Origin of the sequence: Pseudomonas sp. GL-RE-26 (assembly GCF_019956275.1) — a bacterium.
Taxonomy (GTDB): domain Bacteria; phylum Pseudomonadota; class Gammaproteobacteria; order Pseudomonadales; family Pseudomonadaceae; genus Aquipseudomonas; species Aquipseudomonas grandcourensis.
On record NZ_JAHBDI010000008.1, the window covers coordinates 56,866 to 80,807 of the forward strand.

19 protein-coding genes are annotated in these 23,942 nt (G+C 59.7%); 9 read left to right on the top strand and 10 right to left on the bottom strand.

Annotated features, from left to right (window positions below; translation table 11 throughout):
• The first annotated feature begins 172 nt into the window (after positions 1-172).
• The 5 genes from KGB07_RS05865 (at position 173) to KGB07_RS05885 (ending at position 8,193) form a co-directional block, all read left to right on the top strand.
• Positions 173-1,600, top strand: a complete 1,428-nt coding sequence (locus KGB07_RS05865; protein WP_223464894.1) for a di-heme oxidoredictase family protein — start codon at positions 173-175, stop codon at positions 1,598-1,600.
• A 27-nt stretch (positions 1,601-1,627) separates the two neighbouring features.
• Positions 1,628-2,692, top strand: a complete 1,065-nt coding sequence (locus KGB07_RS05870) for an imelysin family protein (protein WP_046042139.1) — start codon at positions 1,628-1,630, stop codon at positions 2,690-2,692.
• A gap of 14 nt (positions 2,693-2,706) precedes the next feature.
• Positions 2,707-3,807 (top strand): DUF1513 domain-containing protein, encoded by a 1,101-nt coding sequence (locus tag KGB07_RS05875; protein ID WP_046042138.1) that lies wholly within the window; start codon positions 2,707-2,709, stop codon positions 3,805-3,807.
• A gap of 197 nt (positions 3,808-4,004) precedes the next feature.
• On the top strand, positions 4,005-5,153 hold the full coding sequence (locus KGB07_RS05880) for an efflux RND transporter periplasmic adaptor subunit (protein WP_046042137.1): 1,149 nt from the start codon (positions 4,005-4,007) through the stop codon (positions 5,151-5,153).
• A 13-nt stretch (positions 5,154-5,166) separates the two neighbouring features.
• Entirely contained in the window at positions 5,167-8,193 is a 3,027-nt protein-coding gene (locus KGB07_RS05885) for a multidrug efflux RND transporter permease subunit (protein ID WP_046042136.1), read from the top strand.
• A gap of 768 nt (positions 8,194-8,961) precedes the next feature.
• On the opposite strand, the gene KGB07_RS05890 is transcribed toward KGB07_RS05885, so the two are convergent.
• From KGB07_RS05890 to colR, 5 genes are all read right to left on the bottom strand, one after another.
• Entirely contained in the window at positions 8,962-9,189 is a 228-nt protein-coding gene (locus tag KGB07_RS05890) for a hypothetical protein (protein ID WP_080925402.1), read from the bottom strand.
• Positions 9,190-9,191: 2 nt separating this feature from the next.
• Positions 9,192-9,905: a lipopolysaccharide kinase InaA family protein gene (locus tag KGB07_RS05895; RefSeq protein ID WP_046043585.1), complete on the bottom strand. Its 714-nt coding sequence runs from the start codon at positions 9,903-9,905 to the stop codon at positions 9,192-9,194.
• A 4-nt stretch (positions 9,906-9,909) separates the two neighbouring features.
• Positions 9,910-10,578 carry a class I SAM-dependent methyltransferase gene (locus KGB07_RS05900; RefSeq protein WP_046043609.1) on the bottom strand — a complete coding sequence of 223 codons (669 nt, stop codon included), beginning with the start codon at positions 10,576-10,578 and terminating at the stop codon, positions 9,910-9,912.
• A gap of 154 nt (positions 10,579-10,732) precedes the next feature.
• Positions 10,733-12,007 (bottom strand): sensor histidine kinase, encoded by a 1,275-nt coding sequence (locus KGB07_RS05905; RefSeq protein ID WP_046043586.1) that lies wholly within the window; start codon positions 12,005-12,007, stop codon positions 10,733-10,735.
• Positions 11,997-12,680: a two-component system response regulator ColR gene (gene colR, locus KGB07_RS05910; protein ID WP_007978572.1), complete on the bottom strand. Its 684-nt coding sequence runs from the start codon at positions 12,678-12,680 to the stop codon at positions 11,997-11,999. The genes KGB07_RS05905 and colR overlap by 11 nt, the downstream gene beginning before the upstream one ends.
• Before the next feature lie 202 nt (positions 12,681-12,882).
• Between colR and KGB07_RS05915 the strand changes: the two genes are divergently transcribed.
• The gene (locus KGB07_RS05915) at positions 12,883-14,832 is read left to right on the top strand and encodes an LTA synthase family protein (protein ID WP_223464896.1); all 1,950 of its coding nucleotides are present in this window, start codon (positions 12,883-12,885) and stop codon (positions 14,830-14,832) included.
• A 55-nt stretch (positions 14,833-14,887) separates the two neighbouring features.
• Positions 14,888-15,631 carry a phosphatase PAP2 family protein gene (locus KGB07_RS05920; RefSeq protein WP_046043588.1) on the top strand — a complete coding sequence of 248 codons (744 nt, stop codon included), beginning with the start codon at positions 14,888-14,890 and terminating at the stop codon, positions 15,629-15,631.
• 145 nt (positions 15,632-15,776) lie between these two features.
• Here the strand turns inward: KGB07_RS05920 and groL are convergent, their stop codons facing one another.
• From groL to KGB07_RS05940, 4 genes are all read right to left on the bottom strand, one after another.
• The gene (gene groL, locus KGB07_RS05925; RefSeq protein ID WP_046043589.1) at positions 15,777-17,423 is read right to left on the bottom strand and encodes a chaperonin GroEL; all 1,647 of its coding nucleotides are present in this window, start codon (positions 17,421-17,423) and stop codon (positions 15,777-15,779) included.
• Positions 17,424-17,472: 49 nt separating this feature from the next.
• The gene (locus KGB07_RS05930; protein WP_007985847.1) at positions 17,473-17,766 is read right to left on the bottom strand and encodes a co-chaperone GroES; all 294 of its coding nucleotides are present in this window, start codon (positions 17,764-17,766) and stop codon (positions 17,473-17,475) included.
• A gap of 248 nt (positions 17,767-18,014) precedes the next feature.
• Entirely contained in the window at positions 18,015-18,491 is a 477-nt protein-coding gene (locus KGB07_RS05935; protein ID WP_046043590.1) for an FxsA family protein, read from the bottom strand.
• A 66-nt stretch (positions 18,492-18,557) separates the two neighbouring features.
• Positions 18,558-19,289 carry a HugZ family protein gene (locus KGB07_RS05940; protein WP_046043592.1) on the bottom strand — a complete coding sequence of 244 codons (732 nt, stop codon included), beginning with the start codon at positions 19,287-19,289 and terminating at the stop codon, positions 18,558-18,560.
• 163 nt (positions 19,290-19,452) lie between these two features.
• Between KGB07_RS05940 and KGB07_RS05945 the strand changes: the two genes are divergently transcribed.
• Positions 19,453-20,211, top strand: coding sequence for an SDR family oxidoreductase (locus KGB07_RS05945; protein ID WP_046043593.1), 759 nt, complete (start codon positions 19,453-19,455; stop codon positions 20,209-20,211).
• A 121-nt stretch (positions 20,212-20,332) separates the two neighbouring features.
• On the opposite strand, the gene apbC is transcribed toward KGB07_RS05945, so the two are convergent.
• The gene (apbC, locus tag KGB07_RS05950) at positions 20,333-21,427 is read right to left on the bottom strand and encodes an iron-sulfur cluster carrier protein ApbC (RefSeq protein ID WP_046043594.1); all 1,095 of its coding nucleotides are present in this window, start codon (positions 21,425-21,427) and stop codon (positions 20,333-20,335) included.
• Positions 21,428-21,751: 324 nt separating this feature from the next.
• Between apbC and metG the strand changes: the two genes are divergently transcribed.
• Positions 21,752-23,803 (top strand): methionine--tRNA ligase, encoded by a 2,052-nt coding sequence (gene metG / locus KGB07_RS05955; RefSeq protein ID WP_046043595.1) that lies wholly within the window; start codon positions 21,752-21,754, stop codon positions 23,801-23,803.
• Positions 23,804-23,942: the final 139 nt, after the last annotated feature.

The window sequence follows — 23,942 nt, forward strand, 5'->3', positions numbered from 1 at the left end:
TCTCTGTGTACACCTTCAATCCCTGTGGGAGCGTGGCTTGCCCGCGATGGCTGCACCGCGGTCTCAAGTGAAAATCCTGTCCCACATCAAGCAAACGATAATTCCTCTTATTCAAATTCCCATCCCCTGTTAGACTTTGCGCCCTTGTTTTGCTCGTCTTGCAGGATGTCTGATGCCCTCGCTGCCTCTTCGCTTGTCCGCACTGTTTCTGGCCCTGGGCCTGAGTGCCTGCGATGACGCCCCGAAATTCACCCAGGCCGAACCCGGTGAAGCCCGCTCCGGCGGCAGTGCGACAGTGCGCAAGACCGATCAGAACGCGTTTTCCATGCCGTCGGCGAATCTGCCGCCGTCACGGCGTGTGGATTTCAGTGTCGGCAACAGCTTCTTCCGCAGCCCCTGGGTGATCGCGCCATCGACGACGACCGCTCGCGATGGCCTCGGCCCGCTGTTCAACACCAATGCCTGCCAGGGCTGCCACATCAAGGACGGCCGCGGCCATCCGCCGACGCCCGACGATGTGAACGCCGTGTCGATGCTGGTACGCCTGTCGATTCCCGACGCCCCGGCGTATGCCAAGGTCATCGAACAGCTCGGCGTGGTGCCGGAGCCTGTCTACGGCGGCCAGTTCCAGGACATGGCCGTACCCGGCGTGGCCCCCGAAGGCAAAGTGCGGGTTGATTACACCGCCGTGCCGGTTCGCTTCAAGGACGGCACCGAAGTCGAGTTGCGTAAACCGAGCCTGAACATCACCCAACTGGGCTACGGCCCGATGCACCCCGACACCCGTTTCTCGGCCCGCGTGGCGCCACCGATGATTGGCCTGGGTCTGCTCGAAGCGATCCCCGAAGAGGCAATCCTGGCCAACGCCGAGGCACAGGCCAAGGCGAACAAAGGCATCAGCGGACAACCGAACCGAGTCTGGGATGATGCCCAGCAAAAGACCGTCCTGGGGCGATTTGGCTGGAAAGCCGGACAACCGAACCTAAATCAGCAGAATGTCCACGCGTTTTCGGGTGACATGGGGCTCACGACCAGCCTTAGACCCTTTGATGACTGCACGGACGCGCAAACGGCCTGTAAACAGGCGCCCAGTGGCAACGGCCCCAATGGCGAGCCGGAAGTCAGCGACAACATCCTGCGCCTGGTGCTGTTCTACAGCCGTAACCTCGCCGTACCGGCCCGCCGTAACGTCAACGCGCCAGAAGTGCTGGCCGGCAAGACTTTGTTTTATCAGGCCGGTTGCCAATCCTGTCACACACCGAAATACACCACCGCCGCCAACGCCGCCGAACCTGAACTGGCCAATCAAGTGATTCGCCCGTACAGCGATCTGCTGTTGCATGACATGGGTGACGGCCTGGCCGACAACCGTAGCGAATTCCAGGCCAGCGGCCGCCAGTGGCGTACCCCGCCGTTGTGGGGCATCGGCCTGACACAGGCGGTCAGCGGCCACACCCAGTTCCTGCACGACGGCCGCGCCCGCAACCTGCTCGAGGCCGTGCTCTGGCATGGCGGCGAGGCGACTGCGGCGCAGCAACAGGTTTTGTCTTTCAATGCCGAGCAACGCGCTGCGCTGCTGGCGTTCCTGAATTCCCTTTAACACGCATTCCACTCGCGGGAGCCCGACATGTTCCGTCCCAAATTGTTGTTCACCAGCCTTGCCGCACTCGCCCTGGGCGCCTGTTCGCCCCAGGACCCGCAAGCGGTCACGTCGGCGGCTATCGCCAAGTCGGTGATCCTGCCGACCTACACCCGCTGGGTTGAAGCAGACCGTCAATTGGCGGTCAGCGCCCTCGCTTACTGCGAAGGCAAGGAAAACCTGGAAACCGCCCGTGCCGACTTCCTGCACGCGCAAAAAGCCTGGGCCGAGTTACAACCGCTGCTGATCGGGCCATTGGCCGAAGGCAACCGTTCGTGGCAAGTGCAATTCTGGCCGGACAAGAAAAACCTGGTCGGCCGTCAGGTCGAGCAACTGGTCACCGCCCAACCGCAAATCGATGCCGCCGCCCTGGCCAAGTCCAGCGTTGTGGTACAGGGGCTCTCGGCGTACGAATACATTCTGTTCGACAGCAAGCCTGACGTGGCCAACGCTGAGCAGAAGAGCAAATACTGCCCGCTGCTGATCGCCATCGGCGAACGCCAGAAGCAATTGGCCGAAGAGATTCTGCAAACTTGGAACAACACCGACGGCATGCTCGCGCAAATGAGCAAATTCCCGAACCAGCGTTATGCGGACTCCCACGAAGCGATCGCCGATCTGCTGCGCGTGCAAGTCACCGCCATCGACACCCTGAAGAAAAAACTCGGCACGCCGATGGGCCGCCAGACCAAGGGCGTGCCGCAACCGTTCCAGGCCGATGCATGGCGCAGCCAGGCGTCCCTGACCAGCCTGGAAGCCAGCCTCGCGGCCGCCAGGACCGTCTGGGAAGGTGTGGACAACAAAGGCCTGCGCGGCCTGTTGCCGAGCCAGCAGAAGCCGTTGGCCGACAAGATCGATGCGGCCTATGCCGCCTCGCTGAAACTGTTTGCCGGCAACCAGCGTTCGCTGACCGACATGCTCAATGACGAGGCCGGCCGCCAGCAACTCAACGAGCTGTATGACAGCCTCAACGTCGTCCATCGCCTGCACGAGGCCGATCTGGCCAAGGCATTGGGCATCCAACTGGGCTTCAACGCCAACGACGGTGACTGATGAGGGCCAGTTCCATGCTGCGACGCCAGGTTCTGACATTAGGTAGTTTGCTGCTGGGTGCAGTGACGCTGGGCGGCTGGAAGCTGTTCAGGCAAAAGGACCAGAGTCCGTTGTTGCTTTCGGCACGGGACGATACCGACGGCCAGCATTACGCCGTCGGTTATCGTCTGGATGGTACCCAGGTGTTCGCCACCCGGGTTGGCCAGCGTTGCCACGACATCATCAACCACCCGACACTCCCGATTGCACTGTTCGTCGCTCGCCGTCCGGGCACCGAGAGCTACCTGATCGACCTGCGCGACGGCACGCTCTTGCAAACCGTGGTGTCGCAGCCGAACCGACACTTCTACGGACACGCGGTTATTCACCACAGCGGCGACTGGCTGTACGCCACCGAAAACGACACTACCGACCCGGGTCGCGGCCTGCTCGGCGTGTATAGGTTCGAAGGCGAACGGCTGGTGCACAGCGGTGAGATTTCCACCCACGGCCTCGGTCCGCACCAAGTGTCGTGGATGCCCGATGGCGAAACCCTGGTGGTGGCCAACGGCGGGATTCGCACCGAGGCCGAAAGCCGGGTGGAGATGAACCTCAACGCCATGGAACCGAGCCTGGTCCTGATGCACCGCGACGGCACCCTGTTGAGCAAGGAAACCCTAGCCCAGCAAATGAACAGCGTGCGCCATCTGGCCATCGCCAGCGACGGCACCATCGTCGCCAGCCAGCAGTTCATGGGCGCGGCCCATGAGTCGTCAGAGTTGCTGGCGATCAAGCGGCCCGGTCAGCCCTTCGTCGCGTTCCCGGTGCCCGAGCACCAATTGCAGGCCATGGGGCACTACACCGCCAGCGTCGCGGTACACAGCGACTTGCGCCTGGTGGCGTTGACGGCACCACGGGGCAACCGCTTTTTCATCTGGGACCTGGACAGCGGTGAGGTACGCCTGGACGCGCCACTGCCCGATTGCGCCGGGGTCGGCGCCGTGGCCGATGGTTTTGTCGTGACCTCGGGCCAGGGACGCTGCCGCTACTACGACTGCCGCCAGACAAACCTCGTCGCAAAACCACTGGAGCTACCCGCAGGGCTCTGGGACAACCATCTGCATCTGATGGCCTGAATCATTGAAAAAATCGCCGCTTTGAGCCGCGCCTGCGGGATGACGTACACCCCGCAGGCGCGACCCGAGGCGGCGAATCTTTTCAGGCTTTCACCCCTCTAATACCTCACAACCTGTAAAAACGGCAGTTGGATTACCCTCTACACTCCCGGTAATGTGCCCCGCTGTCTCACCTGATTTTCTCCAAGGAACTGGATATGCTGCGTCGCCGCATGCTGATCATGTTGGGTGTTGTTCTACTGATTGTGCTGGTCCTGGCCGCGTACAAAGCCTTCTCGATCTACACGATGGTTCAAGGCTTCTCTGCGCCCAGACCGGCCATCAGCGTTGCCGTGGCCACCGCCACCGAGCGCCCATGGCAAGCCCGCCTGCCTACCGTTGGCACGCTCAAGGCATTGCAGGGCGTGGACCTGAGCCTGGAGACCGATGGCACCGTCATCGATGTCCAGTTCGAGTCAGGGCAGAAGGTCAAGGCCGGTCAACCCATCGTCCGGCTCGACAGCGCGGTGGAAAGTGCCTTGCTCGAAACCGCCCTGGCCGACCTCGGACTGGCCCAGCTGGACTACAACCGTGGCAGCCAGCTGGTGGGCAGCCAGGCGATTTCCAAAGGCGAGTTCGACCGACTCTCGGCGGTCCTGAAAAAGAGCAGGGCCACGGTCAATCAGCTCAAGGCCGCGCTCGAGAAAAAACGTATCATCGCGCCGTTCAGCGGCACCATCGGCATTCGTCAGGTGGACGTCGGCGACTATGTGGCCAGCGGCACCATGATCGCCACCCTGCAAGACCTCAGTAGCCTGTATGTCGACTTTTTCGTGCCCGAGCAGTCGGTGCCGAAGATTGCGCTCGGCCAGCCAGTGAAGGTCGTTGTCGCGGCGTATCCAACCCTGGAGTACCCCGGCACCATCAGTGCAATCAACCCTAAGGTCGAGAACAGCACCCGTAACGTGCAGGTCCGCGCCACCCTGGCCAACCCCGATGGCAAGTTGATGCCGGGCATGTTCGCCAGCCTCCAGGTGCTCCTGCCCGACCCGCAGCCGCGCATCGTGGTGCCAGAAAGCGCGATTACCTACACGCTCTACGGCAACTCGGTGTATGTGGCCGTACCCAAGAAGGCCGAGGATGGCAGCCTGGTAAAGGACGACAAGGGCCAACCGGTGCTGATCGCCGAACGGCGTTTTGTCGAGACCGGCGAACGCCGCGACGGGCAAGTGATGATCACCAAAGGCGTGCAGAGCGGCGAGAAAGTGGTGACCGCCGGCCAGCTCAAACTGGATAACGGCTCACGCGTTGCCATCAGCGACGACAAGACCCTGGCCGGGCAGAACAGCCCGCCACGCGCGGACTGATCAAGGAATTCCCATGGCTTTTACCGACCCGTTCATCCGCCGTCCGGTTCTCGCTACCGTGGTCAGCCTGTTGATCGTGCTGCTGGGCTTCCAGGCCTGGAGCAAGCTGCCGCTACGCCAGTACCCGCAAATGGAAAACGCCCTGATCACGGTGACCACCGCCTACCCGGGGGCCAACGCCGAGACCATCCAGGGCTATATCACCCAACCGATGCAGCAAAGCCTGGCCAGCGCCGAGGGCATCGACTACATGACCTCGGTCAGTCGCCAGAACTTTTCGGTGATCTCGATCTACGCGCGCATCGGCTCCAATAGTGACCGTCTGTTTACCGAACTGCTGGCCAAGGCCAACGAAGTCAAGAACCAACTGCCCCAGGACGCTGAAGATCCGGTACTGAGCAAAGAGTCTGCCAATGCGTCAGTGCTGATGTACATCAGTTACTTCAGCAAGGAATTGAACAACCCGCAGATTACCGATTACCTGTCACGGGTGATCCAGCCCAAACTGGCGACCTTGCCCGGCATGGCCGAAGCCGAGATCCTCGGTAACCAGGTATTTGCCATGCGCCTGTGGCTTGACCCGATGAAGCTGGCGGGTTTCGGCCTGAGTGCCAGCGATGTGACCAACGCGGTGCGCCAGTACAACTTCCTCTCGGCCGCCGGCGAGGTGAAGGGCGAATACGTGGTCACCAGTATCAACGCCAATACCGAACTCAAGTCCGCCGAAGCCTTCGGGGCGATTCCGCTCAAGGTCGATGGCGACAGCCGTGTATTGCTGCGCGATGTGGCGCGTGTGGAAATGGGGGCGGAAAACTACGACACCATCAGCTCGTTCGGTGGCACCCCGTCGGTGTACATAGGCATCAAGGCGACGCCCGGTGCCAACCCGCTGGAAGTGATCAAGGAAGTGCGCAAGATCATGCCGGAACTTGAGGCCCAGCTACCGCCAAACCTCAAGAGTGAAATCGCCTACGACTCCACCCTGTTCATCCAGGCCTCGATCGACGAAGTGGTGAAAACCCTGTTCGAAGCGGTGCTGATCGTGATCGTGGTGGTGTTCCTGTTCCTTGGCGCCCTGCGGTCGGTGGTGATCCCGGTGGTGACCATCCCGCTGTCGATGATCGGCGTCATGTTCTTCATGCAGATGATGGGATACTCGATCAACCTGCTCACCCTGCTGGCGATGGTATTGGCCATCGGCCTGGTGGTGGACGACGCCATCGTGGTGGTGGAAAACATTCACCGCCACATCGAGGAAGGCAAGACACCGCTCGACGCCGCCATTGAAGGCGCCCGGGAAATCGCCATGCCGGTGGTCTCGATGACCATCACCCTGGCGGCGGTGTATGCACCGATCGGTTTCCTGACCGGCCTGACCGGGGCGCTATTCAAGGAGTTCGCCCTGACCCTGGCCGGCGCGGTGGTGATTTCCGGTATCGTCGCCCTGACCCTGTCGCCGATGATGTGTGCGTTTCTGCTGCGTCACGACGAGAATCCCAGCGGCCTGGCCCATCGCCTGGACATGATTTTCGAACGCCTCAAGCGCCGCTACCAGAGCCTGCTTCACGGCACCCTCAACACCCGGCCGGTGGTACTGGTGTTTGCCGTGATCGTGTTGTGCCTGATTCCGGTCCTTCTCAAGTTCACCAAATCGGAACTGGCGCCGGATGAGGACCAGGGCATCATTTTCATGATTGCCAACGCCCCGCAACCGACCAACCTCGACTACCTGAACACCTACACCGACGAGTTCGTCTCGATCTTCAAGGCGTTTCCCGAGTACTACTCGTCATTCCAGATCAACGGTTTCAGCGGCGTGCAATCAGGCATCGGCGGTTTCCTGCTCAAGCCGTGGAACGAGCGTAGTCGCACGCAAATGGCGATCTTGCCCGAGGTGCAGGCCAAACTGGAAAAGATCCCGGGGTTGCAGATTTTCGGCTTCAACCTGCCATCGCTGCCGGGCACCGGTGAAGGTGTGCCGTTCCAGTTCGTTATCAACTCTGCCAAAGATTACGAATTGCTACTACAGGTGGTCGAACGGGTAAAAAAACGTGCGAAGGAATCCGGCAAGTTTGCGTTTGTCCACGTTGACCTGGCCTTCGACAAGCCGGAAGTGGTGGTGGATATCGACCGCGCCAAGGCTGCGCAGATGGGGGTTTCCATGCAGGATCTGGGGGGAACCCTGGCGACCCTGCTGGGTGAAGGCGAGATCAACCGTTTCACCATTGAAGGTCGCAGCTACAAGGTCATTGCCCAGGTCGAGCGGCCGTTCCGTGACAATCCGGACTGGCTGAACAATTACTACGTGAAAAACACCAAGGGCGAACTGTTGGCGTTGTCGACCCTGATCACCGTCACCGACCGTGCTCGACCGAGACAGCTGAACCAGTTCCAGCAACTCAACTCGGCCATACTGTCCGGCGTACCGCTGGTGAGCATGGGGGAAGCCATCGACCTCGTGCACCAGATCGCCCGGGAAGAGGCACCCGCCGGTTTTGCCTTCGACTACGCCGGCGCATCGAGGCAGTACGTACAGGAGGGCAGCGCCCTGTGGGTCACCTTTGCCCTGGCGCTGGCGATCATTTTCCTGGTGCTGGCGGCCCAGTTCGAAAGCTTCCGCGACCCGCTGGTGATCCTGGTCACCGTGCCGTTGTCTATCTGCGGCGCATTGATTCCGCTGTTCCTGGGCTGGTCGAGCATGAACATCTATACCCAGGTCGGGCTGGTGACCTTGATCGGGCTGATCAGCAAGCACGGCATCCTGATCGTCGAGTTCGCCAACCAGCTACGCAAGGACAAGGGCCTGACCGCACGGGAAGCGGTGGAGGAAGCGGCGGCCATCCGGTTGCGTCCGGTCCTGATGACCACGGCGGCAATGGTGTTCGGCATGGTGCCATTGATCATCGCCAGCGGTGCTGGCGCGGTCAGCCGGTTCGACATCGGCACGGTCATCGCAACGGGCATGTCGATCGGGACGTTGTTCACCCTGTTTGTGTTGCCTTGCGTCTACACGATTCTGGCTAAACCGGATAAATCCTGATGCAGAAAAACCTGTGGGAGCGTTGATACTTGGATTCGGGATCGAGTAGGAGGCGGGGTTGCCCCCGCCGTCCTCTCACACCACCGTACGTACGGTTCCGTATACGGCGGTTCCTGCCTACTGACAAACAACGTCAGCGAGCTTGGTTCCGTTGATGTGTCGCCTGCGGTATCTAAGCGCCCAGACCGGCCCTCGGAGCTTCCGGCTCCTACCTCCTAATGGTCTTGACCTCCGCTACGCGGAGTTTCTGCTTTACGCTCCAACAGAGATCACACCCGACTATCCACTCATGGCAGGTTCAGCCCTTCATTACTCCGGTTTCGAGCAACTACTACGGCCTCTGCTGACTTCTGTCGCCCATCCCGTCATCTCGCGACGCCGGTAGCACATGGCAGGCTAAACAGATCTCCCAGGGTAATTCGCGCGACCTTCCTGCTTATGCCTGTCGGATCTACGTCGCAGCGTTCCGTGCAAGTATCGGGCTTTGAAGATATTGGCCTTCTTACCCCGCTGCGCCGCCTCTATCCGCTTCCTGTTCGTAAGGCCAGCATTTTGCCTCGGGCTTCCTTCGGATTCGCAGTCACCCGCGACACCCTTGCCTCTGGCTAACACTTCCCCTTGCCGGGTGTGTAGAGGACTTTCACCTCCAAGTCACCAGCGTGGCCACCACAGCCAAGCTGGTTGCGCTTACGCGCAACGCGCCATGCCTGGCGCACCAATAAAAAAGGCCTCGCATCAGCGAGGCCTTTCATTTTGGCTTCAATCGGTTCAACTCTGCGGCCTCAATCCCTGAGAAAGTCCGAACATGAACAGTAACAAGTCATGATCGGGTCGAGTGGCCACGGATGCTTTGGCAACCCGTGGCAACGGACAATGTTCTTCTGCGTTTATCGAGCTGAGAACCTGGGGGCGTGGTTGCTCCCAGGTTGCCATCGCGATCGATGCAACTGCCAAGGCTCCTACCAGAAACAAACCTCGTGCAATTTCGAGTTTCATCGCTATAAACCCTTGATAGCGCTGCCAAACGCCGTCTCATAAAAATAGACGAGTTTTTTCCAGTCTGCGTCGCTGAACGACGAGTGGCGACGCAACTGCTTCAAATCATGGGCAGCTGCGCGATTGGCCGTCAAACGCTGTCGGCATTTCTCCAGATCGATCAGGGCTACTTCGACCTTGGCCGACTCGCCCTCACCGGTCACGCGAACGAATACGTGCTTGTCGTAAAGGCAACCGTGCTGCCAGCGGCCTTTGTGCATGCGAGCCAGGTTTTCAGCAAGGTCCTTGAGCACTCGGTCGTTTATGGCCTCACCATGACGCTCGCGACCGCCACCGGCGTACCAGCGATCGATTTCCTCGAATCCGTCCAGCGACTTAGTGACCAGCAAGGCACGCCACTTGTGTACAGGATCGCGCTGTGCGCCACAGAAAACGATTTCCGGAACCCGTACGCCAAGCTCGGTCACACCGATGAGCGCAGCATGCTCGCGCAGTACCGTAGGCCGCCCGAAAGGGTGCTGCCAGCTACGATGGATATGCCCGGTCTGGCGCTTGACGTAGAGCAGTTGACCATCACTGCCCATCAGGCGTTGAACGCCGCTTTCCCCGCCGCGACGGACGTTGGGTTCTTCTACCCATTCACCGCGCTGATTCCAGAAGTAATCGAAGCGGTCCTGGGGAACGTCTTCCGTTTCTGCTGCACACTGCACTGCCATCCTGTTACCTCTTGCGTAATACGTAAACTCGCCACATGGCATAGAGCGGCAAAAAGTCCAGTTGTTCCTGGATGCGGAAACCCGCCTGCTCAAATTCCTTCTCTACGGTAGCGGCCGGTAACACAAACCGGTTTTGGTAACCTTCCTGCCCACGTTTTTTTTCCGACCGCTTGCGTTTCCAGGCCTTGAAGTTGCCATCGACCCACAGCGAAAGGATCACGCTGTCACGGGAAACACGCTCGAATTCACGCAAAATAGCCATGCGATGCTCGGCTTCACCGATGTGGTGGAGCAAGCGCATGCAAAAAATGCTGTCGACGGCGTTGTCCGGCAAGGCGATGTCGAATGCGGATGTGTGCAAGGGTTGTACCCGCTTCACCACATCAGTCGGTTGCGCCTGGGTTGCGATCTTCAGCATGGACTCCGAATTATCGGCACCGATGATCACGCGGTTGGATTTCTCCGCTAACAAAGGCCAGAAACGCCCTGCACCACAAGGCAAATCGAGGACCAGACCAGGCTCGCCAACCAGGGCCAGCGCCTTACGCGCCAGTTGCTCGTCACGCCAATGGGACAATCGACGGCCGAGACCTTCCTGGTGTTTGCGCAAATAGCGTTGGGCGTGTTGATCGTCGTACTTTTCTGAAAAATCGAGCTTGATCGGGCCGTCCATCATCAGGTCTCCTGAACTTCTGATAACAACTACCTTAGATTTTGTGGTGTCGGCGACTGGTCATCCATTTGTGAAAATATCGTTAGGGGAAACCCGGAAGTATTGCAGCGTTTTACAGAATTGACAGGATTTGCTGGACGCCTGACTCAACAGATCAAGTTCGGGACAGTTCTACCTGAAAACGGCAGCCACTGGGCTCCATCGTAGTCAGGCTGACGCTCCAGCCCTGGTTTTCACAGATCCGCTGCACCAGTGAAAGCCCCAGACCCAGGCCTTCCCCACGTTTTTCAGTACCCCGAACGAAAGGTTCGAACATCGCCTCGCGTTTTTCCTCGGGAATGCCCACACCGCTGTCTTCGACCAGAAACCCCGTGCCCGTCAGAGTCAGGCGAATGAAGCCCCGTTCGGTGTAGTGCAAGGCGTTGCGCAGCAAGTTCCCCATTACCGCATGCAGGAACGTCGCGTTGTAGCCCTTGACCTCGGGGTTGCCCGGTTCGAAGATCAGTTCCAACCCTTTGCTTTCGATAGGTTCGCGCCATAGACCGAGCAGTCCCTCGGCCACCTGCCCCAGGGACTGCTGCGGCGACATGCTGGCGTCTTCGCGCTGGGCACGGGCCAGCATCAGGAAGGTTTGCACCAGCTCACGCATTTCTTCACATGCCCGGGCAATACGCTCGACCTGGGCGCGACCGCGCTGATCGAGACCTGGGTTTTCCAGCAACAATTCGCAGGAACTGGCCAGGATCATCAGGGGCGTACGCAATTCGTGGCTGACGTCGCTGGTGAACAACCGCTCGCGGGTCAGGGCCTGACGCAAGCGCCCGAGGGTGGCGTCGAAAGCCACGGCCAGCTCGCCCACTTCGTCGGCGGCATAATCCGGCGCCAAGGGGGGAGCCAATCCCAGCAGTTGATCTCTATGGCGTACCTGGCGGGCCAGCCGCACCACCGGCGCCATGACCTTGCGTGCCAGCACCCATCCGAGAAATACCGCCAGTGCCAGGCTCAGCACGAAGCCCACCAGCACCACGGCAAACAGCACCCGCTCACGCTCTTCGAAGTCGCTCTGGTCCTGCAACAGCACGTAACGTCGGCCGTCGACGATTTCGACCATGGCGTGGTACGACAGGTTTTCACGGAACACTTCGTGGAAACCCGGCTCCAGGTGCCGCAAATCCTTGGGCAACCTGAAATCACCAGGCCCGTTGCTGAAGTAGAACAATTGGTCCGGTTCGGGGCGATGGCTCCAGTCCGTGACATTATCCATCAGCAACAAGCGCTGCAAATCGCCGCCCAGACCTGCCGAAATCAGTTTTTCTTCCACCAGGTGCACGGTCGCCACGATACCCATGGCAAAGGCACCCGCCACCAGTGCGCTCATCAGCGCAAAGGCAATGATGATGCGTTGAGCAAGGCTCTGCTTAAACTCCATCACGGCCCTCGGCCAAGCGATACCCCACACCATGCACGGTTTGCAGCAATGGCTTGGCGAACGGCTTGTCGATTACCTGGCGCAGTTGGTGGACATGGCTGCGCAAGCTGTCGCTGTCCGGGCAGTCGTCGCCCCAGAGCGCTTCTTCAAGAATTTCACGGCGCAGCACATGAGGGCTTTTCTGCATCAACACGGCCAGCAGCTTCAGGCCGACCGGGTTGAGTTTCAGCAATCGGCCTTCGCGAGTGACTTCCAGGGTGTCGAGGTCGTAGTTCAGGTCGCCGACCTGCAAGGTCCGCCGTCCGCCACCCTGGGTACGGCGCATGACCGCTTCGATACGCGCCGCCAGTTCAGACAGGGCGAACGGTTTGATCAGGTAGTCATCGGCGCCGGACTTGAAGCCTTGCAAGCGGTCATCCAGTTGATCACGGGCCGTGAGCATGATCACCGGCGTTTCGCGGCGGGCATCCTCGCGCAGGCGTTTGCACAGGGTGTAGCCATCGATGCCAGGCAACATGATATCGAGCACGATCAAATCGTAGTGCTCGGTGGCCGCCAGATGCAGACCCGACAGACCGTCCTGCGCGCAATCCACGGTATAGCCTTTGAGCCCCAGGTAGTCGGCCAGGTTGGCCAGGATATCGCGGTTGTCTTCAACCAATAGAATTCGCATGGGTATCTCTCCGTCCACAGTAACGGCCGTCATGGCCCGCGCAGCTTAAGGCCAAGTGTGGCCCACGGCTAGGGGAAGGCTGTGCATGGATCAATTCGCTCAACCAACAGGTATGATTGACAAGTTTTTCACTATCGATTCACACGCTGCCTACAGCGGGCGGTGAAGACTGTCACGCGATTGATAATAAGGAATACAGAAAATGGACTATTTGAAGACGGCACCCATGCGCTTTTTGCTGCTGGTAACCGGCTCCTGGCTGGCAATTTTTTTTCTGACTCGAACCGTCCTGCTGCTCACGCATCTGGATGAGGCCGGTAGCGGGTTTCTGTCCGTCTTCAGTATCGGCCTGCTCTACGACCTGGGTTTCATTGCCTACGCGGCACTGCCCATGGGGCTCTACCTGTTACTGTGCCCGCCGGCCCTTTGGCGCACTCGTGGCCACCGCTGGTTTCTTCAGGGTCTGCTGACCGTCAGTCTGTTCGCGATGCTATTCACCTCGGTGGCCGAGTGGCTGTTCTGGGATGAGTTCGGCGTGCGCTTCAACTTCATCGCCGTCGACTACCTGGTGTATTCCGACGAAGTACTGAACAACCTGCTTGAGTCGTACCCGATCGGCACGCTGCTGAGTATCCTCGCCGTGCTGGCCGTGGCCCTGAGTCTTGCATTGCGTAAAGCGTTCAACGCTGCGCTCGATGCGCCGTTGCCGCCGCTGCGTGGCCGCCTGCTGAATGCACTCGGTTTGTTGGTCGTCGCCGGCCTGAGCATGCAGTTGCTCAGCCAGGACGCCCCACGCGCCCAAGGCGGCAACGCCTATCAGAACGAACTGGCGAGCAACGGTCCCTACCAGTTCTTCGCCGCGTTCCGTAACAACGAACTGGACTACCCGCAGTTCTACAAAACGCTGCCGGAGGCAGTCGTTGCCCAGCAGATTCGCGCCGAACTGGCAGAACCCAATGCCCGCTTCGTTGGCCAGGACCCGCAGGACATCCGTCGGCAAATCGATAACCCAGGCACCCCGCGCAAGCCCAATATCGTGCTGGTCACCATTGAAAGCTTCAGTGCCAAGTACATGGGCAGCAACGGCGACACCCGTAACCTGACCCCCAACCTTGATGCCTTGCGCAAGCAGAGCCTGTATTTCAATAATTTCTACGCCACCGGCACCCGCACCGACCGTGGCCTGGAAGCCATTACCCTGGCGATCCCGCCGACGCCCGGTCGCTCGATCGTCAAGCGCGTGGGTCGTGAAAGCGGCTTTGCCAGCCTTGGCCAGCAACTCAATGCCGTGGGCTACGACAGTGTGTTTGTCTACGGCGGCCGTGGTTACTTCGACAACATGAATGCGTTCTTCAGCGGCAATGGTTACCGCGTTGTAGACCAAAGCAGCGTCGAGGAGTCGGAGATTCACTTCAAGAACGCCTGGGGCATGGCAGACGAGGATCTCTACAATCAGACGCTGAAACTGGCCGATGCCGACTATGCCAAGCAGCAGCCATTCCTGCTGCAGCTGATGACGACGTCCAACCACCGTCCTTACACCTATCCGGACAACCGGATCGACATCAAGTCCGGGAACGGTCGTGACGGCGCGGTGAAATACACCGACTACGCCATCGGTCAGTTTCTCGATCAGGCGCGCCAGAAACCCTGGTTTGACAATACAATTTTCATCTTTGTCGCCGACCACACTGCAGGCAGCGCCGGTAAGGAAGACTTGCCTATCGCCAACTATCAGATTCCGCTGTTCATCTACGCGCCCAAGTTGATCGAAGCTCGGGAAACGGCACAGCTGGCCAGCCAGATCGATCTGGCACCGACGTTGCTCGGTTTGCTCAATCTGGATTATGAGTCGACGTTCTTTGGCCGTAACCTGTTGCAGGATAACCCGCTGCCGCCGCGGGTGGTGGTCGGCAACTACCAGCACCTGGGGTTGTTCGACGGCAAGGACCTGGCGATTCTGAGCCCACGCCAGGGATTGCGTCGTCACGATGACGCACTGACCGAAAGCCGCGAGTCCCGGTCGACCGCCGATGACCCGCTGATTACCCGCGCCATCACCTATTACCAAACCGCCAGTTATGGCTTCAAGCAACAGCTGCTTGGCTGGAAGGCGCCCAAGGAGGGTGCCGGTCAAGTCGGCGAACGTTAACCGAATCGCCCCGGGCTGATGCCCCGGGGCTTTTTCCATTTGTTCAGGATCCACCATGTCATCAACCGCTGTCCGCCCTACCCCTCGCCCGCTCAACTTCTGGGTGTGCCTGGGGGTTCCCGCCATTGCGGCGATCATTCTGGTGTTGCTCGAGCTGACCTCACTGGACATGGACCTCGCCAAGCTGTTCTACGACCCGGTCGCGGGTGACTTCATCGGACGGCACAGTTATTTCCTGGAAAACATCCTGCATACCCGCGCCAAGCAGGTAGTCATTGCATTTTCGGTGTTCGCCATCTTCGGCTACGTCGCCTCGTTTTTCATGGACAAGCTCAAACCGTTCAAGCGCGAACTGGGTTGTCTGGTGCTGTCCTTGGGTCTGGCGACTTCCTTTGTCACCCCGATGAAAGCGGTGACCGCGGTGCAATGTCCTTGGAGCCTTGAGCAATTTGGCGGTCACGAGACCTACAGCGAATTGTTGAGCCATCGCCCGGCTACCGAAAAACCAGGTCGATGCTGGCCTGGCGGCCATGCGGCCACCGGTTTCACCCTGTTTGCCCTGTTTTTCGTATTGCGTGACCGTCGCCCGCGCATGGCTCGCGCAGCGTTTGTCTTCGCCTTCGCCCTCGGCTCGGTGTTCTCCATCGGGCGGATGATGCAGGGCGCACACTTCTTCTCGCACAACGTGTGGACGGCGGTGTTCTGCTGGCTGATTTGTCTGGGGTCGTATTACTACGTTCTGTATCGACCGGCTTTGAAGGCTGAACGCGAGAGCACTGCAGAACCTGTCGGCGCCTGATCTGACGCCTTCGTCGGAGCGCCGCCCGAAAACGAGAAAAGCCCTGCAAGCGTAAACCTGCAGGGCTTCTCGGTCAGGCTGACCATCTCATTAAACCCCGCCTGCTTTCGCAGTCGGGGTTTTTTCATACAGGGGTAAGGCTGGCTTACATCATGCCGCCCATGCCGCCCATACCGCCCATGTCTGGCATACCGCCGCCAGCACCGCCGTCTTTCTTCGGCGCATCAGCAACAGCAGCTTCGGTGGTCAGGATCAGACCGCCGATAGACGATGCAGCTTGCAGCGCGGAACGGGTGACCTTGGTTGGGTCCAGGATGCCCATTTCGATCATGTCGCCGTATTCGCCAGTCGCAGCGTTGTAACCGAAGTTACCTTTGCCGTTCTTGACTTCGTTGACCACAACGCTTGGCTCGTCACCGCTGTTGGCAGCGATCTGACGCAGCGGTGCTTCGATGGCACGACGCAGAACGGCGATACCCACGTCCTGGTCGGCGTTGTCGCCTTTCAGGTTGAGGATGGCTTCCAGAGCGCGGATCAGCGCAACACCACCGCCAGGTACCACGCCTTCTTCAACGGCTGCACGGGTAGCGTGCAGGGCGTCTTCAACGCGGGCTTTCTTCTCTTTCATTTCTACTTCGGAACCAGCGCCAACCTTGATCACTGCAACGCCGCCGGACAGCTTCGCCAGACGCTCTTGCAGTTTTTCACGGTCGTAGTCGGAGGAAGTTTCGGCAACCTGAGCACGGATCTGAGCAATGCGGGACTCGATGTCGCCTGCAACGCCAGCACCGTCAACGATGATGGTGTTTTCCTTGGAGATGGTCACGCGCTTGGCGCTGCCCAGGTTTTCCAGGGTGGCTGCTTCCAGGCTCAGGCCGATCTCTTCGGAGATAACGGTACCGCCGGTCAGAACGGCGATGTCCTGCAGCATGGCCTTGCGGCGGTCGCCGAAGCCTGGAGCCTTGACGGCTGCGACTTTAACGATGCCACGCATGTTGTTCACGACCAGAGTCGCCAGGGCTTCGCCTTCAACGTCTTCGGAAACGATCAGCAGTGGACGGCCGGCTTTGGCAACGGCTTCCAGCACTGGCAGCATTTCGCGGATGTTCGAGATCTTTTTGTCGACCAGCAGAACCAGCGGGTTGTCCAGCTCGGCAACCATGGTTTCCGGCTTGTTGACGAAGTACGGGGACAGGTAGCCACGGTCGAACTGCATGCCTTCTACAACCGACAGTTCGTTTTCCAGGCCAGTGCCTTCTTCAACGGTGATCACACCTTCTTTACCGACTTTTTCCATGGCTTCGGCAATGATGTCGCCGATGGAGTTGTCGGAGTTGGCGGAGATGGTGCCAACCTGAGCGATTGCCTTGGTGTCAGCGCATGGCTTGGACAGGTTTTTCAGCTCTTTGACGATGGCGATGGTCGCCTTGTCGATGCCGCGCTTCAGATCCATCGGGTTCATGCCGGCAGCGACGGCTTTCAGGCCTTCGTTGACGATCGACTGAGCCAGAACGGTAGCGGTGGTAGTACCGTCACCAGCGTCATCGTTGGCACGGGAGGCAACGTCTTTGACCAGCTGCGCGCCCATGTTTTCGAAACGGTCTTCCAGTTCGATTTCTTTTGCTACGGAAACGCCGTCTTTGGTGATGGTCGGAGCGCCGAAGCTCTTCTCGATGATCACGTTACGGCCTTTCGGGCCCAGGGTCGCTTTTACCGCGTCAGCCAGGACGTTGACGCCTTTGAGCATTTTCTTGCGGGCGGAATCGCCAAACAGAACTTCTTTAGCAGCCATGATCGATATTCCTTAAATACTTTGTAGTAGCGGAAAATGAACGGGGATATCAGCCTTCGATAACAGCGAGGATTTCGTTCTCGCTCATTACCAGCAGGTCTTCGCCGTCGACTTTCACAGTGTTGCTGCCGGAGTAAGGACCGAACACAACCTTGTCGCCCACTTTCACGGACAGTGCACGCACTTCACCGTTTTCCAGTACGCGGCCGGTGCCTACAGCGAGGATTTCGCCGCTGTTGGCTTTTTCAGCAGCCGAACCTGGCAGGACGATACCGCCAGCGGTTTTCTTTTCTTCTTCGCTGCGACGGATGACGACGCGGTCATGCAGAGGACGAAGCTTCATTGTCGATCTCTCCTAATTGTGGTTTTCATCGGCCGGTGTATTCCCGGCGGGTTTAACAAAGGCCGGCGGTGCCGGTTGCGGTTCGTCAAGCGAACCGCGGAAGTCTGTCTGGCGTGTTCGCCAGAAACCTTGCGGTGACCGTTACATAAGGGCGCATAAGCTTATTACAAGGGCGGGGATCGAAAAAATTTCAGTTCGCTGCCCCGCAAATGAACACGGCACCCGAAGGTACCGTGTCGATGTGCGTATTACTTGGTATCGCGGTGTTCGAACTCGCCTTCGATCACGTTGGGCTCGCGGCCCAGCGGCTCGCGCGGCACCGGGCCGCCACGGGCCTGGAGGTCGTCGGCGAACGCTCGCTGACGCATCGCCTGCTCTTCGGCGCGCTGGCGCATTTTATTGGCCAGCAGGCGACGACTGAACGGCAGCAGCATGAACACGCCGATCACATCGCTGATGAAGCCCGGAAGAATCAGCAGGCCACCGGCCAATGCCAGCATCAGGCCTTCGAGCATGGTCTGGGCCGGCAGTTCGCCGCGGCTCAGGCTTTCACGGGCACGCAGGGCCGTGGCCAGGCCGGCGATGCGCAGCACAAACACGCCGAACATCGAGCCGAGAATGATCAGCAGCAGGGCCGGGAAAAACCCGATGGACCCTGCCACCTTGACGAATACGAACAGCTCCAACACCGGGAACAGCAGAAAGAGCAACAAAAAAGGGCGCATCAAATGGTTCCTCAACGCAAGAATGCCTTGCCAGTTCACCTTAGATGACGTCGCCGTTTCGTGATTTCAAGCGCCGGCCACTTCATTTTTCGGCCAATGCTCGGCGTGGGCCAGATAAACCAAGGCTTCGCGAACTTGTGTCGGCGTATTACAAGGCGCTTGAAACGGCAACCAGTGCAGACTTTGGCCGATGCGCAGGTGCATGCCTTCGGTATCGATACCGACCATTTGCGCAGGCACGTTTTTCGGCAGCCCCGCCAGGTCGACGTAATGGGCGATGGCCTTGGCGTGATCGGCGTTCATGTGCTCGACCATGCTCACTTCGGCCTTGCCAGCGAACGGGTTGACCAGGGTCAGCTCGTTGACCCAATGAATCGCGCCAAAACCGCCGATGTAACGGTGGCGGACAGGCTCGAGCACCCAGAAATCGAAATCGTGGGCCTTGTGATAACCCTGCGACTCCGGGAAGTAGCGGTAGTAACGCTCGGAAGCAGCGTCGATGGCGGCTTCGTCTTCGAGCTGATGCGCCTCAGCCAGGTAAGTCAGTCGACCAACGGCCTGGACATCTTCGGCACCACGTTCGCCGACAAAGAGCGAGCATTTCCGATCTTTTTGCAGGTTATGCGTGTGCTGGGCGATACGGCTGATCAGGATCAGCGGCCGGCCCTGCTCGTCCAGGCAGTACGGAACTACAGAGCCGAACGGAAAACCGGGCATCGATTTGGAGTGCGTCGAGAGCACCCCACGGTATTCCTTGAGGAGCAATTCTCGTGCATGCTTAGCCGCTTCAACGCTCAATTTATGACTCCTTAAATAGAATCCGTCAGAAAAACGGACGAGCTGCTGGTGAAAGTCCCAGCACGCCATCGGGGCAGTTCTCATGTGCAGCCGGGCCACGTCAGGCGCAGATCGAGAGGCTCTCTAGAAGGAAAACACTCAGACCTGCTACCGGGGCATGCGAATGCAACTCACTGACAAAGTAATCATTATCACTGGCGGTTGCCAGGGTTTAGGCCGCTCCATGGCCGAGTATTTCGCAGGCAAGGGCGCGAAACTCGCGCTGGTGGACCTGAACCAGGAAAAACTCGACGACGCCGTCGCGGCCTGCAAGGCCGAGGGTGTCGAGGCTCGCGCCTACCTGTGCAACGTGGCCAACGAAGAGCAAGTGACCCACATGGTTGCCCAGGTCGCTGAAGACTTCGGCGCGATCCATGGCTTGATCAACAACGCCGGGATCCTGCGCGACGGCCTGCTGCTCAAGGTCAAGGATGGCGAAATGACCAAGATGAGCCTGGCCCAGTGGCAGGCCGTCATCGACGTCAACCTGACCGGCGTGTTCCTGTGCACCCGTGAAGTCGCGGCGAAAATGGTCGAGCTGAACAACAGCGGCGCGATCATCAATATCTCTTCGATTTCCCGCGCCGGCAACGTCGGTCAGACCAACTACTCCGCCGCCAAGGCCGGTGTTGCTGCGGCGACCGTGACCTGGGCCAAGGAACTGGCGCGCTACGGCATTCGCGTGGCCGGCATTGCACCTGGCTTCATCGAAACCGAAATGACCTTGGGCATGAAGCCTGAAGCGCTGGAGAAGATGACTGCCGGGATCCCGCTCAAGCGCATGGGCAAGCCTGAAGAAATCGCCCATTCGGCGGCTTACATCTTCGAGAACGACTATTACACCGGTCGGATTCTGGAGATGGATGGCGGGTTGCGGATCTAAGACGCGACAAAGAACAACTGTAGGAGCGAGCCTGCTCGCGAAGGCGTGTCAGACACCGCGGTGTCGACTGATACACCATCGCGAGCAGGCTCGCTCCTACAGGGATTCGTATTTCAGGTTATTAGTCGTCGCTGACGCTGATATTCGGCATCGCCGGCGTCAACGCTTCCTGCAACACGATCCTCGCGCCAACGTGACGGGCCAGCTCTTGGTAAACCATGGCAATCTGGCTGTCAGGCTCGGCGATCACCGTTGGCTTGCCGCCATCGGCCTGTTCGCGAATGACCATCGACAGCGGCAACGACGCCAGCAGCTCGACGCCATACTGGTTGGCCAGCTTCACACCACCGCCTTCGCCAAACAGATGCTCGGCATGTCCGCAGTTGGAGCAGATGTGCACGGCCATGTTTTCCACCACGCCCAGCACCGGGATGTTGACCTTGCGGAACATTTCCACGCCCTTGCGCGCGTCCAGCAATGCCAGGTCCTGCGGGGTGGTCACGATGACCGCGCCGGCCACCGGCACTTTCTGCGCCAGGGTCAGCTGGATATCGCCGGTGCCAGGCGGCATGTCGATGACCAGGTAGTCCAGATCACCCCACGCGGTTTGGGTCACCAGTTGCAGCAAGGCGCCGGAGACCATCGGCCCGCGCCAGACCATCGGCGTGTTGTCATCGGTGAGGAACGCCATGGACATCACCTCGACGCCATGGGACTTGAGCGGAACGAACCACTTCTGATCCTTGACCTCGGGGCGGGTGCGCTCGGGGATGCCAAACATGATGCCCTGGCTCGGGCCGTAGATGTCCGCATCGAGAATCCCGACCTTGGCGCCTTCGCGGGCCAGGGCCAGGGCCAGGTTGGCCGCCGTGGTGGATTTGCCCACGCCGCCCTTGCCGGATGCCACGGCCACCACGTTCTTGACGTTGGCCAGCCCTGGAATCTGTGCCTGAGCCTTGTGCGCAGCGATCACACTGGTGATTTCGACCTTGGCACTTGCCACGCCATCCAACCCCTGAATGGCCATTTCCAGCATCTGCGCCCAGCCACTCTTGAACAGCCCGGCGGCGTAACCCAGTTCAAGCTGAACGCTGACGCGCTCGCCCTGGATCTCGATGTTGCGCACGCACCCGGCGCTGACCGGGTCCTGGTTCATGTAAGGGTCGGTGTATTGGCGAAGGACGGCTTCCACCGCTGCGCGATTGACGGCGCTCATGGGCAACTCCGAAAACAGGACTGGAAAAGATAATGGGTATCGTACCCCGCAGATTCATTTGTTGTGAGTGGATTTGTGCCCGAACACAGTTTGTGGCGAGGGAGCTTGCTCCCGCTCGGGTGCGCAGCAGCCGCAATCAGATTGACGAGGTGTCTCTGACAAAACCGGTTAGTCCGGTATGGGGCGGCTTCGCCACCCAGCGGGAGCAAGCTCCCTCGCCACGGTTTTCATCGGCTATGCATCCGGAAACAGGCTCACAGGGTGAAAAATATGCGCCGGCGCTTTATAGTGGCCGACCTCCGTTTCATCAAGTAGCCGAGCCCCATGTCCGAGCCACGCAAGATCCTCGTCACCAGCGCCCTGCCCTATGCCAATGGTTCGATCCACCTTGGCCATATGCTGGAATACATCCAGACCGATATGTGGGTGCGCTTCCAGAAGCACCGCGGCAATCAATGCATTTATGTCTGTGCTGACGACGCCCACGGATCGGCGATCATGCTGCGCGCGGAAAAGGAAGGCATCACCCCGGAACAACTGATCGCCAACGTCCAGGCTGAACACAGCGCCGACTTTGCCGAATTCCTGGTGGACTTCGACAATTTCCACTCCACTCACGCCGAAGAAAACCGTGAGCTGTCGAGCCAGATCTACCTGAAACTGCGCGACGCCGGGCACATCGCCACGCGCTCGATCACCCAGTATTTCGACCCGGAAAAGAAAATGTTCCTGGCCGACCGCTTCATCAAGGGCACCTGCCCGAAATGCGGCACCGAAGACCAGTACGGCGACAACTGCGAAAAATGCGGCGCGACCTACGCACCGACCGACCTGAAGGATCCGAAGTCGGCGATTTCCGGCGCCACCCCGGTGCTCAAGGATTCCCAGCACTTCTTCTTCAAGCTGCCAGACTTCCAGCAAATGCTGCAAACCTGGACCCGCAGCGGCACCCTGCAAGACGCCGTGGCCAACAAGATCGCCGAATGGCTGGATGCCGGCCTGCAACAGTGGGACATCTCCCGCGATGCGCCGTATTTCGGTTTTGAAATCCCCGACGAGCCGGGCAAATACTTCTACGTGTGGCTGGATGCGCCGATCGGCTACATGGCCAGCTTCAAGAACCTGTGCAACCGCACACCGGAGCTGGACTTCGACGCGTTCTGGGGCAAGGACTCCACTGCCGAGCTGTACCACTTCATCGGCAAGGACATCGTCAACTTCCACGCCCTGTTCTGGCCAGCCATGCTCGAAGGCGCGGGCTACCGCAAGCCGACCGGGATCAACGTGCACGGCTACCTGACCGTCAACGGCCAGAAGATGTCCAAGTCCCGCGGCACCTTCATCAAGGCCCGGACCTACCTGGACCACTTGTCGCCGGAATACCTGCGCTATTACTACGCGGCCAAGCTGGGCCGTGGCGTCGACGACCTCGACCTGAACCTCGAAGACTTCGTGCAGAAGGTCAACTCCGACCTGGTGGGCAAGGTCGTCAACATCGCCAGCCGTTGCGCCGGTTTCATCAACAAAGGCAATGCCGGCGTGATGGTCGACACCAACGCCGCGCCTGAATTGACCGAAGCCTTCCTGGCCGCCGCGCCAAGCATCGCCGACGCCTATGAAGCCCGTGACTTCGCCCGCGCCATGCGCGAGATCATGGGCCTGGCCGACCGCGCCAACGCCTGGATCGCCGACAAGGCGCCGTGGTCGCTGAACAAACAGGAAGGCAAGCAGGATGAAGTCCAGGCCATCTGCGCCACAGGCATCAACCTGTTCCGCCAACTGGTGATCTTCCTCAAACCGGTGCTGCCACTGCTGGCCGCCGACGCCGAGGCGTTCCTCAACGTCGCGCCGCTGACCTGGAACGACCACACGACCTTGCTCAGCAATCACCAGCTGAACGAGTTCAAGCCGTTGATGACCCGTATCGACCCGGTCAAGGTGCAAGCCATGACCGACGCCTCGAAAGAAGACCTGACCGCCAGCCAGACCGACACCGGCGCAGCCGCGCCTGCCGGCAATGGCGAACTGGCCAAGGATCCGCTGTCGCCGGAAATCGAGTTCGACACCTTTGCGGCAGTCGATTTGCGTGTCGCGCTGATCGTCAAGGCTGAGCATGTGGAAGGTGCTGACAAGCTGCTGCGCCTGACCCTGGACATCGGTGACGAGCAACGCAATGTGTTCTCCGGGATCAAGAGCGCTTATCCGGACCCGTCGAAGCTCGATGGTCGCCTGACCATGATGATCGCCAACCTCAAGCCACGGAAAATGAAGTTCGGCATCTCCGAAGGCATGGTGATGGCGGCCGGCCCTGGCGGTGAAGAGATCTACCTGCTCAGCCCTGACAGCGGCGCCAAGCCGGGCCAGCGCATTAAGTAAGGTCTGCGGCAAATCGATCCCACAGTCGGGCCTGGCGCGGCTGTGGGATTTTCATGTCTGGCCCACCCTCCCGCCTTGCCGGATAATGCCTACTCTTTTTAGACAATTGCGCTAAAAAAACCCTGTTCCTGCCGGCACG